The 17086-nt window shown below is 60.7% G+C and carries 13 protein-coding genes and 2 pseudogenes; 8 read left to right on the forward strand and 7 right to left on the reverse strand.

Annotated features, from left to right (window positions below; translation table 11 throughout):
• Positions 1–367: 367 nt before the first annotated feature.
• The 6 genes and pseudogenes from QZ964_RS17715 (at position 368) to istB (ending at position 7748) form a co-directional block, all read left to right on the forward strand.
• Positions 368–2074: an ABC transporter ATP-binding protein/permease gene (locus QZ964_RS17715; RefSeq protein ID WP_292533185.1), complete on the forward strand. Its 1707-nt coding sequence runs from the start codon at positions 368–370 to the stop codon at positions 2072–2074.
• A 42-nt stretch (positions 2075–2116) separates the two neighbouring features.
• The gene (locus QZ964_RS17720) at positions 2117–3526 is read left to right on the forward strand and encodes a glucoamylase family protein (RefSeq protein WP_292533170.1); all 1410 of its coding nucleotides are present in this window, start codon (positions 2117–2119) and stop codon (positions 3524–3526) included.
• 45 nt (positions 3527–3571) lie between these two features.
• The gene (locus tag QZ964_RS17725) at positions 3572–3802 is read left to right on the forward strand and encodes a hypothetical protein (protein ID WP_292533172.1); all 231 of its coding nucleotides are present in this window, start codon (positions 3572–3574) and stop codon (positions 3800–3802) included.
• Positions 3777–5025 (forward strand): annotated as a pseudogene (locus QZ964_RS17730) (glycoside hydrolase family 15 protein). The gene QZ964_RS17725 and the pseudogene QZ964_RS17730 overlap by 26 nt, the downstream one beginning before the upstream one ends.
• Before the next feature lie 418 nt (positions 5026–5443).
• Positions 5444–6982 carry an IS21 family transposase gene (gene istA, locus QZ964_RS17735; RefSeq protein WP_292533173.1) on the forward strand — a complete coding sequence of 513 codons (1539 nt, stop codon included), beginning with the start codon at positions 5444–5446 and terminating at the stop codon, positions 6980–6982.
• A gap of 13 nt (positions 6983–6995) precedes the next feature.
• Positions 6996–7748, forward strand: a complete 753-nt coding sequence (istB, locus tag QZ964_RS17740; RefSeq protein WP_292533175.1) for an IS21-like element helper ATPase IstB — start codon at positions 6996–6998, stop codon at positions 7746–7748.
• Between the two features lie 64 nt (positions 7749–7812).
• Here istB and QZ964_RS17745 read toward each other — a convergent pair whose 3' ends face one another.
• Positions 7813–8955 carry a methionine adenosyltransferase gene (locus tag QZ964_RS17745; RefSeq protein WP_292533177.1) on the reverse strand — a complete coding sequence of 381 codons (1143 nt, stop codon included), beginning with the start codon at positions 8953–8955 and terminating at the stop codon, positions 7813–7815.
• A 396-nt stretch (positions 8956–9351) separates the two neighbouring features.
• Between QZ964_RS17745 and QZ964_RS17750 the strand changes: the two genes are divergently transcribed.
• Complete coding sequence (locus QZ964_RS17750) at positions 9352–10209, forward strand: methyltransferase domain-containing protein (protein WP_292533178.1); 858 nt, start codon at positions 9352–9354, stop codon at positions 10207–10209.
• A 201-nt stretch (positions 10210–10410) separates the two neighbouring features.
• On the opposite strand, the gene QZ964_RS17755 is transcribed toward QZ964_RS17750, so the two are convergent.
• The 6 genes and pseudogenes from QZ964_RS17755 to QZ964_RS17780 form a co-directional block, all read right to left on the reverse strand.
• A complete protein-coding gene (locus QZ964_RS17755; RefSeq protein ID WP_292533187.1) occupies positions 10411–10980 on the reverse strand; it encodes an IS630 family transposase in 570 nt (189 codons plus the stop codon).
• Complete coding sequence (locus tag QZ964_RS17760) at positions 10902–11162, reverse strand: winged helix-turn-helix domain-containing protein (RefSeq protein ID WP_292533189.1); 261 nt, start codon at positions 11160–11162, stop codon at positions 10902–10904. The genes QZ964_RS17755 and QZ964_RS17760 overlap by 79 nt, the downstream gene beginning before the upstream one ends.
• Positions 11163–11219: 57 nt before the next feature.
• Positions 11220–11363 (reverse strand): annotated as a pseudogene (locus QZ964_RS17765) (helix-turn-helix domain-containing protein); the annotation flags it as partial.
• A gap of 697 nt (positions 11364–12060) precedes the next feature.
• A complete protein-coding gene (locus QZ964_RS17770; protein ID WP_292533179.1) occupies positions 12061–12234 on the reverse strand; it encodes a hypothetical protein in 174 nt (57 codons plus the stop codon).
• 372 nt (positions 12235–12606) lie between these two features.
• Entirely contained in the window at positions 12607–14019 is a 1413-nt protein-coding gene (locus tag QZ964_RS17775) for a copper oxidase (protein ID WP_292533181.1), read from the reverse strand.
• Positions 14016–15413: a TolC family protein gene (locus tag QZ964_RS17780; RefSeq protein ID WP_292533182.1), complete on the reverse strand. Its 1398-nt coding sequence runs from the start codon at positions 15411–15413 to the stop codon at positions 14016–14018. Before QZ964_RS17780 ends, QZ964_RS17775 begins: the two co-directional genes overlap by 4 nt.
• Positions 15414–16206: 793 nt before the next feature.
• Between QZ964_RS17780 and QZ964_RS17785 the strand changes: the two genes are divergently transcribed.
• Entirely contained in the window at positions 16207–16434 is a 228-nt protein-coding gene (locus QZ964_RS17785) for a hypothetical protein (RefSeq protein ID WP_292533183.1), read from the forward strand.
• Positions 16435–17086 lie beyond the last annotated feature (652 nt).

Raw genomic sequence — 17086 nt, forward strand, 5'->3', positions numbered from 1 at the left:
ACTCTTAAGCATAGTCGATTTTCACGACGAGGTGGTCGCGACGCGATTACGCCCGATCCGGGACGGCTCGGCTCTAGCGCAGGGGAGCCGAGCTTGGAATTCTGCAATGCCCCCGAAACGCGTCAAAGGCGAGACTGCCTGACTACCTAGTTTATCCGATCTGGAGATGCCTTCTATCATCGATTTTGCTTATCGAGGTTGCAAATGATGATACATTTAAAGTGAACTAAAAAGAGGTCGAGGATCGATGGTGGAGCAGGCGGACACGACGTGTCAAGCCGTCGCCGAACGGCGAACGGAGAGCGATGGATTCGCGCCGCAACTGAAAATGCTTTCGGAGGCGTTCTACGTTTCGCGCGGCCGCGCCATGCTGCTTTGGCTCGGGGTGGGTCTTGTGGCCGTGGTCGCTGCGACCGCTTATGGACAGATCAGGCTCAATGCCTGGAACCAACCGTTTTACGATGCTCTCTCTCGCAAAGATCTTCCGGCCTTCGGCTCCCAACTTATCGTTTTCGCCTATATCGCTGGCGCTCTGTTGGTCCTGAACGTGGCCCAGACGTGGCTCAACCAGATGACGAAGATGAAATTGCGCGAAGCGCTGACACGGGACCTTTTCGCGCAATGGCTCGAGCCCAAACGCGCTTTTCTCCTTGCCGGCGCTAAGGAAGTCGGAGAGAATCCGGACCAGCGCATCCATGCGGACGCCCAGCATCTGGCCGAACTCTCCACTGATCTGGGCGTCGGGCTCATACAAGCGACGCTTCTCTTAGCGAGCTTCATCGGCGTCCTGTGGATTCTGTCGGCGGGCGTGGTATTCGAGTTCCAGGGAAAAAGCTTTGCTATCCCCGGTTATATGGTCTGGTGCGCGCTTCTCTACGCGGGCGCGGGATCTTGGGCGAGCTGGCGTGTAGGCCGACCGCTGATCTCCCTCAACGCCGAACGTTATGCCCGCGAGTCCGATCTGCGCTTCGCCCTCGTTCACGTCAATGAGCATAGCGACGCGATCGCCGTCTACCGCGGCGAGGCAGAAGCAAGCGATCGACTGCATCGAGAGCTTGATCGCCTTCTCGTCATTCTGCGTCGGCTCGTCGGCGCAACGACGGGCCTGACTTCGATTACGGCCGGCTACGGATGGTTCACGATCATCGCGCCGATAGTTGTAGCGGCGCCCGCTTACTTCGTCGGAGATCTTTCTTTTGGCGGGTTGCTCATGGCCGTTGGCGCGTTCAATCAAGTACAGCAGTCGCTACGGTGGTTCGTCGATAATTTCGGCGTTATTGCGGATTGGCGCGCGACGCTCTTTCGTGTCGGCGGCTTTCGCCAGGCATTGATCGAAATGGACAAGCTCGGTGATGAGGCGACCCGTATCCAACTCGTTACGACATCGGATGACAAGCTCCGTCTGGATGACTTTGGCGTCATTTCTCCCTCGGGGTGCACGATGTTGAATGAACTGCGTGTCGAGATCCTGCCGGGAGACCGTGTTTTGATTGTCGGCGAGCCTGGTTCAGGAAAAACGACTCTTTTCTGCGCGATGGCGGGCTTATGGCCATGGGGAAGCGGCAGGATCTGCCTGCCGCCGGCGCAGAGCGTGATGTTCATGCCCAAGCGCCCTTATATACCTGACGGCGCCTTGCGCGCCGCGCTCGCTTATCCGAATCCGCCACGCAGCTTCTCGGATCAGGAGTTCATGGCAGCTTTAGCGAAAATGGGCTTGTCACATCTATCGCGCTGGCTCGATCGTATCGCGCGATGGGACAGGGAACTGAGCGAGCCGGAACAACAAGGTCTCGCTTTCGCGCGCCTTTTGCTTCACAAGCCGCGTTGGGTCTTTGTCGACGAGGCGATCGAGTCTCTTGCTCCGCAGGCGCGCAAAATGCTTTTCGACATCTTCGAGCAGGAATGGGCGGCAACAACCCTCGTTCACATCAGCGGACCGCAGGCTAAGGACGAGTTCTATACGCGTGTTCTTTACTTGACCATGAATCCTCAAGGTCAGCGACTAAGGGCTCCCTGCTTGCCATGTGATCCAGAAGCCCGAAGGCGGAGGGCCGTCCTTGCAGATAGACAATAAATAAACCCGCATGGCGTCCATGCTCCGTAGGATCGTTAGCCGATGACAATCGCTCAAAACAACCGGATCATCTCCCAACAAAGGCCGGTCTTATCGGATGAGGCGCTGCTTGATCTCGTGCAGCGGCAAACCTTCCTCTATTTTTGGGAGGGCGCGCATCCAGCGAGCGGCCTTGCACGTGATCACATTAGCCTCCTTGAAGATCCACAGGATGATTGCGTTGCGATCGGAGGTTCCGGCTTTGGCGTCATGGCCATCATCGCCGCGACGGAAAGGGGATGGATCACTCGGGATGAAGCTCTGACGCGTTTTGCGCTCATGCTCAATCTCCTGGAACGCGCGCCCTGTTATCACGGTCATTTTCCGCACTTCATGAATGGCCGAACCGGGGCCTGTTGCGCGCCCCGACCCGGAGTGTCTTGCTACAGCTGCGGCGGCCCGGGCGGTGCGACCATACCCTTCAGTCGGAAGGACGACGGCGGCGATATCGTCGAGACCGCGCTTTTGTTTCAGGGCCTATTGTGCGCGCGACAATATTTCGATCGCGATACGCCCGCCGAGAAAAGCCTGCGCGACCGCATCACCTGCCTGTGGCTCGACGTGGAATGGAACTGGCACGTCCGCGAAGGTCATAGCGTACTGACTTGGCATTGGAGCCCCAACAACGGCTTCAGCCTTGCTCATGAAATCCGCGGCTGGAACGAATGCCTCTTGACCTATGTCCTTGCCGCCGCCGCGCCGCGCTATCCAATCGACTCGTCAGTCTATCACGATGGCTGGGCGCAGAGCCGGAGCTTTTTGAACGGCCATTCTTATTTCGGTATCGAACTGCCGCTCGGCCCTCCTTATGGCGGGCCCTTGTTCTTTTGCCATTATTCCTTCTGCGGCCTCGATCCGCGTGGGCTCGAGGATGTCTACGCCAACTACTGGCGACAGAATACGCATCATGTGCGGATCAATATTGAACATTGCGTCCGCAATCCCGGGAATCACAAGGGTTATGGGCCATCCTGCTGGGGCCTCACGGCGAGCGACGATCCCGGGGGTTACTACGTTCACGCGCCGGGAGACGATAAATGCGCTCGTGCGTGCGGGAGCGGGCATGTCAGTGTGCAATGTTGCAAGCGGCATGCGCCGGACGAGGACAATGGCGTGATTGCGCCGACCGCGGCATTATCGAGTTTTCCATATGCGCCGGAAGCGGCGCTTCGCGCCATGCGGCATTTTTACGATAGGATCGGCGACAGGCTTTGGGGCCGTTTTGGTTTTACCGATGCGTTCAGCGAGGACGCCGATTGGTTCTCCAATACCTATCTTGCAATCGACCAGGGACCTATCGTCTCAATGATCGAAAACTACCGCACGGGTCTACTGTGGAATCTTTTCATGAAGGATCCCGATGTGCAGGTTGGATTGCGTCGCCTCGGATTTCAAAGCCCGCATCTCAAATAGGGCCCCCGCAGGGAGCTGTAAAAGCCAGCGGTCAAAGAAAATGCGATGAGCGACAATGCGGGCACGCTTTTGGAATGGATGGAGCGGCAATATCTGCTCTCCGCCGCCGCCATGCTCAGGGCGGTTTCAGCAACCGAACTCGTCAAAGTTCCGTCATTTTGGGCAGACCATTCGGCCAGCGCCTGGATCCGTCCTGGCCTCTCCCGAGCTCGCTTCTTACGATCCAAATCCGGACTATTTTTTCCATTGGGTGTGCGATTCAGCGATCGTCATTGACGCTTTACGCGTATTGCTCGCGGAGCAGACGCTGGGGTCAGATGCAACTCGTTATCTCGTCGATTTTGTCAATTTCAGCCTTGGCCTTTGCCAGCTCGATGGCCGCGCTTTTTTGCGTCATGGGGATTATCGCCGAGCGATTGATCCCGCTTTCCTCCCTCACGCGCGCAGCGACCGTGATCTTAGTCAAGTCTATGGTGACCGCGTCCTTGGCGAAGCGCGTTACAATCCGGACGGGACGCTCGACATTCTCAATTGGGCTCGTCCGCAAAATGATGGGCCAGCGTTGCGCGCACTCGCCGTCTTGCGCTTTTACCAGTTCGACGCGTTTCGTGAGCGTGCGGACGAAATGTTGGTCAAGGCGCTGCTCCGATGCGACCTCGACTATACGAGAGCCCTGTTTCGATCTTTGGGAAGAAGTTTCTAGTCATCATTATCACACGCGCCTCGTGCAATATGCAGCGCTTGCCGATGGGTCGGCATGGATGGATGCGGCTGGCGACGTGACGCGTGCGCAAGCCTATCGCGCGGCTGCGCAAGAAATCCGTCAGCGTCTCGACGCCCATTTCGATCCTGATGAAGGCGTTTATGTCTGCCGCCTCGCCAACGCGGCGGATAGGCCGAGCGCCGCGCCTGCGAGGCGACTCGACATGGCTGTGCCTCTTGGCGTGATTCATGCGGCGCGGGCGGAGGGGCCTCACAGCGTCCTCGATCCGAAGGCGCTTGCCACGCTGGCGCGGCTCGAGGAGTTTTTTGAGAAAAAGTATCCCATCAACCAGGAGCGTGCGTCAGATTGCGCTCCTGCTATGGGACGCTATGCCCATGATTCATATTACAGCGGCGGAGCCTATTATTTTTCGACGTTCGGAGCGGCACAGTTTTACTTTCTCTTCGCGGAGGCAATCGGCAGAGGGGCAATGATTCCGGTTTCGGCGGGAAACCGGACGTTGTTGGCGGATATGCTCGGCGAGCCTCGCGCGGCGCTCGCGGCTGCGTCGGTCGAACCACCGTTCAGAGAAAGGCTCTTCAAAGCGTTTCTCGATCGCGGCGATACGTTCATGGCCATGGTGCGGGCGCATACGCTGGCCTCGGGAGAATTGTCGGAGCAATTCGATCAGACGACTGGCGCGCAAACGTCCGCGAAGAACTTAGCCTGGAGCTATGCTGCTTTTGTCGCTGCGTTTGCGAGCAGGAGAGCGGCCCGTCGTCTGATGGCTTGCTGATGTCGCGCAAGCTCGGCGAGGGGTGTCAAGACACCCGAATAGGCGCCGCGCCGTGGAGCGTCAGCGGTCTTGCCGCAGCGGCCAGCGCCCGACCGCCAAGGCGCCCCTGGTGAGCTCCTCGGCGACGGACTCGAGATGGGAAAGCTCATCCGCAACAATCGCCGTGATCTCGTTCCCCAACTCGCTCGCCCGACCGGAACCGCGCACGGATACCTCGATCGCCTGAGGCTTCGCTGCGAATTCCGATGCAAGCCGGCCGGGGATTCCGATTTCATTCCGGCCAGCGTTCCGAATTGATGTCGGCCACCATTCCGAACTGAAGCCGGCCACCTGAGAGGCCTTTGGTCCTCTTTTCGTCTGCTGCCGCAGGTCAGCAACTTTGGCATTCCGCCTTGTCGAGATCGACGAGGAGAACGGGATGCCGGCGAAGAGAGAACTGACCATGCGACAACTGAGGCAGATGCTGCGGCTTGCCCACGATGGGGTGAGCGCGCGCGAGATCGGGCGCCGGCTCGGCGTGGCGCGCAGCACGATCCAAGACAATTTGAAACGCGCGGCGGCGGCTGGTCTGAACTGGCCGCTGCCCGAGAATTTGAGCGACGACGCGCTGGAGAAGCGGCTATTCGCGCATGCCGGCGTCAAAACGGGCGCGCGCCGCCGGGTTGAACCGGACTGGGCGGAACTGGCGCGGGAGCTAAAACGCGCCGGCGTCACCATGATGATCTTGTGGGAGGAATATCGCGCGGCGCGTCCAGATGGTTATGGCTACAGCCGGTTTTGCGATCTGCTTCGCGGCTTCGAGCGACGACTGACTCCTGTGATGCGCCAGCACCATGTCGCGGGCGACAAGGTTTTCGTCGACTATTCTGGCAAGCGCATTGGCATCGTCGACCCCGCCACGGGCGAGATCCGGGAGGCGGAGATTTTCGTCGCGGTGCTTGGCGCCTCGAACCTGACTTATGCAGAGGCGACCTGGACGCAGAAGCTGCCGGACTGGACCGGGGCGCATGTGCGCATGTTCCATTTTTTCGGTGGAACGCCGAGGCTGCTGGTTCCCGACAATCTCAAGAGCGGGGTCAACAAGGCGTCGTTCTATGACCCCGAGATCAATCGAACCTATGGCGCGCTCGCGTCGCATTACGGCGTCGGCGTGCTGCCGGCTCGGCCGAGAAAGCCTCGCGACAAAGCGAAGGTCGAAGCGGGCGTGAGGTTTGCGCAAAGCTACATTCTCGGGCGCCTGCGGCGGCAAACCTTCTTCTCGCTCACCGAATGTAACGCCGCCATCACGCTCGCCATGGAGGCGATGAACAGCCGGACGATGCGTAAACTCGGGGTCAGCCGTCGCGAGCTGTTCGATAAGATCGAGCGGGAAGCGCTCTCTCCCTTGCCCGAGGCGGATTGGGAATACGCCGAGTGGAAGCGCGCGCGCGTCAACATCGACTATCACGTTGAGGTCGATGGGTTTTTCTATTCGGTCCCGCACACGCTCATCCATGCCGAGGTCGATGTGCGGGTCACCGCGCGTATGATCGAGATCTTTTATCGCGGTCAGCGCGTCGGCCTGCACGAGCGCCGCGCAATGGGCAGCCGGCATGGCACAGACCCGGACCATATGCCGAGTTCACATCGGCGCTACGCCGCCTGGACGCCGGACCGCTTCCTCCGATGGGCCGCGAAGATCGGGCCGAATACGGAGGGGCTCGTCGCGGCGGTGCTCGCCAGCCGCCGACATCCCGAACAGGGCTTTCGCACCTGCCTGGGCGTTTTGCAGCTTTACCGCGGCGTCGATCCCGCACGCGCCGAAGCTGTCTCAGCCCGCGCGCTCGAGATCGGCGCGTTCAATTGCAAGAGCGTCTCCTCGCTGCTCGCCCGCAAACCCGCGGCGGCTGCCCGGGACGGCGGGACGGCGGCGCTATTCGAGCACGCCAATCTACGCGGCCCCGGCTATTACCATTGAGAAGGAACGCCTCATGCTTGCTCATCCGACACTCGATCTACTGAACACGCTTGGCCTTTATGGGCTCGCCAAGGGGTTCAAGGAACTCGAACACAAAGCCGAGACGCGCGGCCTGGAGCACGCCGAATGGCTCGGCCTGCTGCTCGAATACGAACTGACGCTGCGCCGGCAGAAACGCTTCGAAGCGCGCTCTCGCGCCGCGCGTCTGCGTCATCCGGCCAGCGTCGAAGACGTGGATTACCAGAGCCCGCGCGGGCTCGACCGCGCGCTCTTCCTTAAACTCGCCGCCTGCGACTGGATCGCTGAGCGCCGCAATCTGCTGATCACCGGGGCGAGCGGGCTCGGGAAGAGCTGGCTCGCCTGCGCGCTCGGCCAAAAAGCGTGCCGGCAGGACATCTCCGTGCTCTATTACCGCGTGCCCAGGCTTTTCGCCGACCTCGCGGTCGCTCATGGCGACGCCCGCTACAGCCGGCTGCTGCGCTCTATCGCCCGCGCCAATTTGCTCATCCTCGACGATTGGGGACCGGAGGCGCTCAACGCCGACCAGGCGCGCGACCTCCTGGAAATTGTCGAGGACCGCTACGACGCCGGCTCCCTCGTCATCACCAGTCAGATTCCCGTCGACCGCTGGCATGACATGATCGGCATACCGACAATCGCCGACGCCATCCTCGACCGCGTCATCCACAACGCTTATCGGATCGAACTCTCCGGCGAGAGCCTGCGTAAACGGCGATCGCCGGCGGCAAAAAACCAACCCGCTTGACCGCGTTCAAAACGCGAAACATCATCCAAATCGATCTGCGGCAGAGCGACGCTGGTGGCCGACATCAAATCGGAACCCCGGCCGGCTTCAGATCGGAACAGGTGGCCGGCTTCATATTGGAATGCATGGCCGGCTTCGTCGGTATCCGCAGCTGATCCACAGGACTGCCTATTTGGCTAACGATCAGGCATTGCGCTTCGGCAATGTCCGCCACGTCCTCTATCAGACGCTGCGCAATCAGACCGGCGGCGATGTTATATAGCTTGCCGACATGCATCACGGGATTCTTCCCGGCCACGGACTCCATGGTCATCGGCCTGAATGGAGTAATGAGTCCGTTGATGCGGTTGCCGCGGCCGGCTTCCCCATCATCGCCTGCCTCGGCCGAGGTTCCTGTGACGGTCAGATAAACGCTGCAGGCGGTTGGGTTGTCGGCCGCGTTTACCTCAAGACTGATGTTCTCGACTCCATGCTCCTTTGCGATCTGACGCGCAACGGCGGCAATCATTCTTTTGATGTCCAAGTAGTCCGCAAGGCTATGCACGAAGTGATCGATGATCGCACAGGCGATCGTAAGATGGATATGCTCACCCTGCCGAATGCCCATTACCTTGATGTCTCTCCCAATCTCCTGATGGCGACCCTGTGCCATAGCGCCGAGATGCGCCTCGACGGCGTAGACTATTGTCTCGAGACGGCTCAGCGGCGCATAACCCACATCACAGGAGGTATCATTGGCTAGACGCGCCCGTCCTGATCGCCGCGCGAAGAGGTCGGTCAAGTCGGCTGACCCAGGCCGTACCAAATTACGCACTTTGATGTCCCGCCCCGTATCAATGGTGGGGAGATGTTTGGCGAACCATTCGGCGGCAACTTGATGCGCCAGATCTTCGATAGGCAGATCCTTTCCTTGGAAAGACCCCGTCGCCCTTCCAGCGACGAAGAGCTCGATAGGGCGCGAGATCTCACCGCCGCCAAACCGTGGCGAAGACGCGCCACCGGCGAGCAACGCTTTGTCGACATTGTGGTGAAGCACCTTGCCGCATTCCAAGAGATAGAGGCGCGATAGCGCTAAACTCATCTGTTCGGCAATTTCATCGCAGATTGTATCCGGATGACCCAGGCCATTTCGCTCGACGATCTCAAAGTCAAGCAAGTCCCCGCTCGGGTGATCGATGTCGCGAATGAAGAGGCGCTCAGGCGTCACGAGTCGGTTTCCTCTTCCCTATTGCTGAGGCATGGAAGCACGCGAGGTTCGTAGCCGCCATTAGCGCTGCAGACTTGGAACGCGCGGTGGGGCACTCGATCATAGCGATGCAGTCCAAGTACGAGGGCCATTTTTTCTACTTCCGCTCGCCGGATCGGGTGAAGTTTGACTGATCGCCAGCGTCCCGTGTGGAACGGATGGCCGGCTCGACACAAGCTAGAGAGAGCACAGCCATGAAAGCCGGATAAGCCAGGCTGCCACGAGTGGGCGTGTATACCCCGAGTGTCCCGGAACCCGATCGTCGCTGCCGGCATTCATTAAGCCCCTTTTGTATGATAGCGAGATCGGGCCCCCTGAAACTGGAGCAGGTTTTCAAAACGTGATGGGACGATCGACATGCGGAGAACATCGAGACGTGACCACGCCTGGCTCTACCCGATACTATCCTTGGCGCTCGCCATCAGCATTCTGCTCGCTTTCGGACTCACCTGGTGGCATGTATTGGCTGTTACCGTGCTGCTTGGATGTCCGCTCGTCATATTATGGGGCTTGATTTTCAGTTGGTCTCAACCGGAGGCCGGAAGTGAGCTAGCGCCGGAAACCGATGGCGTGACCCTCGAGTGGATCGCGCCCTTTTACGACCGTTTGTGCACGTTGCTCGGATTGGGTCGCGCTTTCCGGAGGCAAATTCTCGAGGTGGCTGCCCTAAAGGCCGGCGAGCGCGTCCTCGATGCCGGTTGTGGAACCGGCGTATGGACCCGTCTTGCCGCCGAGGCGGTCGGGTCCTCGGGTCAGGTCGTCGGCTTCGATCCTGGTCCGAGGATGATAGCGATCGCCCGCCGCAATGCCGCTCAGGAAGGAAGTCGGGCGACCTTCGAATTGGCTGCTGTCGAAGAGCTTCCTTTCGGGGACTCCAGCTTCGACGCGGCGCTATTGAGCTTGGTCCTCCATCACCTGCCAGGCGAAGTGAAGCGAAGCGGCCTCAAGGAAATTGGCCGTGTCCTTCGGCCGGGCGGGCGGTTGATCGTAGTCGACTTAGACCGGTCCGACAGCGTGCTGTGGCGGATTGTCCTGTGGCCGCTGTCGCACGTCGGGACCTCGGCCGACGCCTTCGAAGGAAAGATACCGATCTATCTGCGCGAGGCTGGGTTTGAACCAGTCACAGTCGAGGGGCGGTGGTGGAAGTCGCTGACCTTTTGGCGGGCAATGAAGCCGCTGTCATCCATCGCCTCCATGGAAACGCCTGCCAAGTGAACCGATTCGAGATCGACTCGTCGAAGGCGCCGCTTATGCGATTGTCGATATCCGGGTTGGTTTCCTCACTCGCCACTGCGTGCTGCGGACCAAGTTCCCGCAGATCTAGGTAACGCAGACGCTCCGAGCCATAGGTCGCTTACCCGACGTCTGGTTCCATGTTGTTGATTTACACTACAAGGTGATACGGCTTCCGGCTGATTACTTCGGGCCGGCGATTTTCGGCCACCAGTGGAAACCGGCTCGGCTTTTGATGACGTCTCGTTCGTTAGCGAGGGCGGCGCATCTTTGGCCGATGATGTTGTCGAGTTCGTCAATGGTCGCGACATGTTTGTTGACGATGGGCTCGTCGACGAGCGCCCACAGCGTTTCGGCTGGTTGCAGTTCTGGCGTGTAGGGCGGCAGGAAGACCAAGCGCAGACCGTCTGGAACATCGAGCCCGGCTTCACCATGCCAGCCGGCGTTGTCGAGAACGAGCACGATGGTTCGGCGGGCGCCGGCGCCGGCCTCGCGCGCAAAGGTTTCGAGTAGCGCGGAAAAGAACGGCTTCGACACGCCGTCATGCACATACCAAAAGGTTTCGCCGCTCGCCGGCGACACGAAGGCCGTCACGTAAAGCCAGTCGAAGCGATGATGGCCCGGCGCGATCGGGCGCTCGCCGACCGGCGCCCAAACGCGCCGCGTCACCGGCTTCAGGCCGAGCCGGTGTTCGTCGCTGGCGAAGACCTCGACCGGCTGCTCGGGATGCTTTTTCGCTTCCTCGGCGACGATGTCCTGGAGGTTTTTTTAAACGCCGCGGTCTCCTCCGGCGTGGCGGACTTGGGATTTTTCGGGCGCGGCGTCTGGATCGACATGCCGCAGGCCTTCAGCGCTTCCCAGCCACGTTGAACGGCGACGCTCGTAAGTCCCAATTCGCGCGCGATGAACGCCGCGACTTTGGCGCTCGTCCACAAACCGCCGTCGTCAGGCGGCTCTTGCAGGCGAACTCGCAGCTTCGCAAGAACTTCGGGGGTGAGAATCCGCGCAGGCGCGCCGTTACGCCGACGCAAATCGCCCAGCGAATCCGGCCCTTCCACATTGTAGCGAACAACGAGTTGTTCGATCCAACGCCGGCCGAACGAGGTCATCTCGGCGACGTCGCCGACGCTGTGACCCTTGGCGAGAAGCTAAACCGTCTGAAAATGCCGCGCCTCCATGACGTCGGCGCTCGAAACATACCGATCACGTAACGCTTCGACACTCAAATGCGCGGCTATCGTTGTTATGCTCCGCCCCGTCGCGATTCATGACGACAAAACTTAGCTGTTTCGATTCCAGAAGGGAATCCCGCTCCCGCGAGTCAGTCAGCCGGAATCCGTATGAGACGTGGCCGGTTCGAACCTATTTGGGTGATTTTATTTGAGACTTTCTTGAGATCGAGTCTCAATTGAAAGCGCGCTCCGAGCCGCGCGAAAGCTTTGATGTAACGCGGATTCTGATCGACCGTGCTGGTCGATCGACCGGTCGATGAGTCTCATTTGGAGTGACAAGAATCGCTGCCGCAATCTCAATTGAAATGTCCTCGCGTACACCTTGGTCTCATTCAAGGCGTTGAAATTCAACAACGTGTCAGTCTCATATTGAAGTGTAAATCGACAACCGCGCCACCGCAGAACCATCGAGCAGCGCTTGCAGTCCGCTCGCCGATAGGCATGGGCTCGGCGCTTGTTGATCCCGAAAGATAGATGCCGGCAATCAAAGACGTCTTGGCCCAGGAGGCCAAGACCGCTTTCTCATGTTTTCGCTCTGTCTCTCAGCGAACCCGGCGCCAGTGTCTCCCCACCAACTCCGGCAACGTCCGTGATGGCCGCCCTAGTGGCCCCAATCGCCGTGGTGACCGCCCCAACCGCCGTGGTGACCGCCCCAACCGCCATGATGGCCGCCCCAACCGCCATGATGGCCGCCCCCATGATGGCCGGCGAGCGCCGCCGAAGGGAACGCCAGAGCAGCCGCAAGGGCCGTCGCTATCGTCAATTTACGGATCATCTTCCCCCTCCAATGCCGCTATCGGACCCGGCGCGGTCGTCAACGCCGTGCCTCGCCAAATAAGGCGCGCGCCGGCCCGGTCAACTCCTCCTCGGAGCGACGCCGCGGCCACTCGGCGGGGGCGAGGCGAGCGATGCGAGACCGGTGAAGCCCTGCCGCGCAAATAAAGAGAGCTCCCAAAACGATGGTCCGAAACTTAGCTCTTGCCTTCCGATGCGCTGACCTTGTGAAGGCGCCATTCACGCCTTGGGCAGCTTGACCTTGTCGTTCTTGATCAAGTCGCCCGCTCGATATATTTGCAAAATAACGGCAAGTTGATCCTGACGCCGCACCCCGCCCGATCGCCGTTGCGGCGTCACACGCTATGCCGGTTCAATGATGGCCCTTGTGATTTGTTTTAGTCCCCGGCTCGATCGCACGTGGCTCCGGCGCCGGCGCTCTCGGTTCCACACGGCCGCCGTTGCCGTCTCGCGGCGGTTCCGCGATTTCGCCCTCGAACTCGTATGAGACCGTGCGCCCTGGGTGTTTGTAGGGTCCTGGATCCTTGTAGTCGTTCGCCCCCAGTCCCTCGCGGATTTTCACCAGGGTGAACATGCCGCCCATCTCGGCGGGACCGAATTGGCCTTGACCGGTCATCATCGGCAGCGTGTTGGCGGGGCTGGGCATATGCCCCGCCGCCATGTGGGCCGCCATCTCGCCCATGCCTGAGGCGCCCATGGGCATATAGCCTGGCGCCAGCTTGCTGATGGCCTTTGCGAGTTCGCGGTTCTGCTTGGCGCCGATGAAGTTGCGCAAGTCGTGGCCCATGGCGTTCATGGTGTGATGCGATTTGTGGCAGTGGATCGGCCAATCGCCCGGATATGCGGCGATGAATTCGGCGGCGCGGATCGCGCCGACGGGCACGTCGATCGTGGCTTCCGGCCAACGCGCCGACTCCGGCACCCAGCCCCCATCTGTGCCGGCCACCGAGAAATGATGCCCGTGCACGTGGATCGGATGATTGGTCATCGACAGATTGGCCATGCGAATGCGCACGCGGTCGCCGAGCGAGGCCACCATGTCGTCGATCCCAGGAAAGACCCGGCTGTTCCAAGTCCACAAATTGAAGTCGGTCATCTCGGCGACCTTGGGAAGATAGGTTCCAGGGTCAAACCGATAGGCGTTCATCACGAACACGTAATCCCGGTCGACCCGGTATTTCGTGGGATCGCGTGGGTGTGCGACGAACATGCCCATCATGCCCATCGCCAATTGCACCATCTCGTCCGAATGCGGATGGTACATGAAGCTGCCGCTTTCCTTCAGTTCAAACTCGTAGACATACGTCTTGCCCGCAGGGATGTGCGGCTGGGTGACGCCGCCGACGCCGTCCATGCCCGCTGGCAGCAACACGCCATGCCAATGAATCGAGGTATGCTCGGGGAGCTTGTTTGTGACGAAGACGCGCACCTTGTCGCCTTCAACCGCCTCGATGGTCGGCCCAGGAGACTGGCCGTTGTAGCCCCACAGCCGCGCCGTCATTCCAGGCGCGAATTCGCGCTCGACCGGCTCGGCTACGAGGTGAAACTCCTTCCAGTCACCGTTCATGCGAAACGGCAATGACCATCCGTTCAGGGTCACGACGGGCCGATAGTCTGGTCCGCTCGACGGAAAGAGGGGCGGCTGCGTCGCGGGCGTCGTCATGCGCGGCGCCTCGGGAATCGCCGCGGCCTGAGCGCGTCCGCTCACCAGGCCAACGCTCGCGACAGCGGCCGCACCGCCGAAAAAGCTTCTTCGGGTTATCACCGCTTCGTCTCCTCCGTTATGCCGGGTTGCAGCGCGTTCAGCTGCTCCAGTTCCGCCGCCGGATTAGGTTCGCCCGGCGCGCCTCCCCCTCCGAGGAGGGCGACCTGCAGATCGGTCGTCGCGAGCCAGAAGTCTCGCTTGGCTTCGATGGCGGCGCTCGTCGCCAGGACGCGTCGGCGCGCCTCGTCGAGCAGTGGGAAGACGTCGATCTGCATCGTGTTGTATTGCCGTAGGCTTTCGTCGGAGATGATCTTGCGCAGCGGCAAGACCTCGCGCTGGTAATGGGCTGCGATGTCATAGGTCGAGCGATAGAGTTGATACGTTGCGCGCGCTTCCGAACGAACGGCGACGGCCCTTTGCGCCAAGCGGTTCGCCGCGATCATATAGGCCTGCTCGGCCTTGCGGACACGGGCTTCGCCGAAATCGAAGATCGGGATTTCGAAGGCGACCCTGTATCCGCGATTCCGAATGCGCGCAGCGAGGGTTTTTTCTTCTTCTTGGAAAATTTTTTCAGGGGTGATTTTTTCCTGGATGATCTCCTCTATCCCCGTCAGCTCCAGCAGGTTCACGAACCGGCTCGCCTGCGTCAGCCCGTAGGACTTGGCGAGCGCCAGAAGTTCGAGGCGCCCGATCTGCAGATCGACCCGTCGCTCGATCGCATTCCGCTCCACCATCGGCCAGCTTCGAGGGCGCGCCGGCGGCGCCGGCAAAGCGCTCGCAAGCTTGAAGTCGAGGTCGCTTCCCCACAATCCGAGCGAGTGGATCAGCCGCTCCCGCGCGCTCAAGGCGCGCTGGCGCGCCCGCGCGAGCTGGGTCGTCAAGTCGGCGTAAAACACTTGCTCCCGCGCCTGATCGAGCTTGTTCATCGCGCCGGTTTCCCCGAGCGCCCTGCCGAGTTTCGCCGCCGCTTCCGCTGAAGCATTGGCCTGCGTCAAAAAACCCACGAGTTCGCGCGCCGCAACGGCGCGCAAATAGTGCCGCCGCGTCTCGGCCGCGAGTCGGAGCGTCTCCTCGGCGGCGTGGAGTTGCGCCTGATGGAATCGATCCGCGGCGATCGCCGCTCGCGCGGGCAAGGTCGCCAGCGCCAGTATGTTGGTGATGATGCGCCGCTCGATCTCGAATTCCGCGATCCCGCCGATTTCTTGCAAGGTAAACTGTGGGTTCGGCGGAAGCGAAGCCTCGACCATCAGAGCTTCCGCGACGCCGAGTTCGTTGTAGGCCGCCTGCAGGCCGCGATTGTTGAGGAGCGCGATCTGCACGGCGCCGTCGGCGGTCAAGGAGCGCTTGAGGAGATGTTCGACGCGACTCCGAGCCGATACCGCGTCCTCTGGCGTGCGGATCGCGACGGCATCCTTTCCGAGCTCCGTGCCGGCGATGCCCGCGACGACGCTCATGCCGCTATCGGGCGAGAAACTGCCGCAGGCAGAAACAGCGATGGCGAATACCAGCGCGGTGCCCGCGCGAAGCCCTCGAACAAATTCGTTCCGGCGGCGCTTCGGAACTGAACGGAATGGATCGGGCGAATTCATCATTGACGCCCCGATCCAGAATGATGCTGCATCGATTCGTGCGCCATTCCCGGATGATGTTCCGGTTCGGGCGATGGGGCGGCCCGCTTGTTCTGCTCGGTCCAAGCGCCCGGTTCGATCGGCCGTTGGCTAACGTAAGAGCCGGTGGTGGAGCGATAGCGGACGGCGGGCGCGGGCGCGAAAGCGTCCGCCGGGTCGGGGCCCGCGAAAGGCGGCGGGGGCGGCGGCGCGCATCCGACCGTTATTCCAGCAATCATCTGGACGCTGGCGAGTTTGGCCAGACGGCAAAGAAATTTGCTTCGCGGCTCCTCGGGTGGGACGGCGCGAGTTCGTGCTCGCCGAGACATGAAAAAGACCTTCGTCGTGTCGTGATCGATTCGAGCGTCGGTCGCGATTCGTGCTGCCGCGCTGGTTCTCAAAGCGGCAGCACGGCTATAGGAGGCCAGCTGATCCGACTAGGTCCGCGACCGCTCAGAGCCTCGTCGAGAACCACGAAGAAGGGGGAAGTGGGATTAGGCTGCTCGATTGGAATGGCGCTATTGGCTACGATGCCGAAGCATGAGAAACTGCAGTCTACGCAGGCATGTCGCTCCTGTTGGTCGCCTCCGTCCCTTGTTGGAGCGCCATCGACATTCTTATGCGCTGCCTCGCGATGCGCATGAGCGCCGCGCTGCTTGTGCGCATTGCCATGAAGATCCATAGCCGCAAGAGCGCCATGATGCTCGCTCAGGCAGTGGGTCGCCGCGGCGCCAAGAACGAAGGTGAGCGCGACCGCAGGTCTGACCACGAAAGTGGCGTAAAGCGCGAGCAAACAGATCGCCGCGCAAAATCGCAGTCTCTTAGCCAGACGATTCATGCCGAGATCGGTCCTCCTCGGACACCTTGACGCCACGCTAAATTCCGAAATGGGACGAAACAAGGGTTTCAGCGCCTCTGTTCGCGACTTTATACAAGATATTGCGCCGGCTCGTGTTCAATCTCCCAGGTTTTGGGCCTTCGGGTCGCGAGGCGCGTTCGTTTATCCGTACGTCGCTCTAGTTTTAGCGACATGGAGAGGGAGCGTCTTTACCGAGGCGCGCCGGCCCTGGATTAAATCCAAGACCGCATCCCCGCTCCGTCCCTTTCTCAGACTTGGCCGCGTCTGCGATTCCCCCTCCTGGCTCCGATCCGCGAAGCGAAAGCGGGAACCTCGGCCATATATCGCTCAGAGGCGGCGCCGAACTCGGCGAGCGCTTCGCGCTCCTCGGCCCGGGCAGGGCGCACATACATGACGACCCGCCAACATGCATCAAGACCCCTTAATCTCGATCAGCATCCGCAAGACTTAAAGCTTCCCGCTTTCGCCATGACGTTGGCCCGACGGACTTCGATGATCCAGACCTCGACGCTTAATTCATGCGCGATGGCGATCTGCTAACGATGTTCTGCGGATGGCCTTCGAGGAAGGCGTGGATATTTGCGACCGTGGTCTCGACTATTCGACCTACGGCTTCCCTTGTATTGAAAGCGCTATGCGGCGTAACGATTACGTTTGGCAT

Source organism: Methylocystis sp. (assembly GCF_021731785.1).
GTDB lineage: Bacteria > Pseudomonadota > Alphaproteobacteria > Rhizobiales > Beijerinckiaceae > Methylocystis.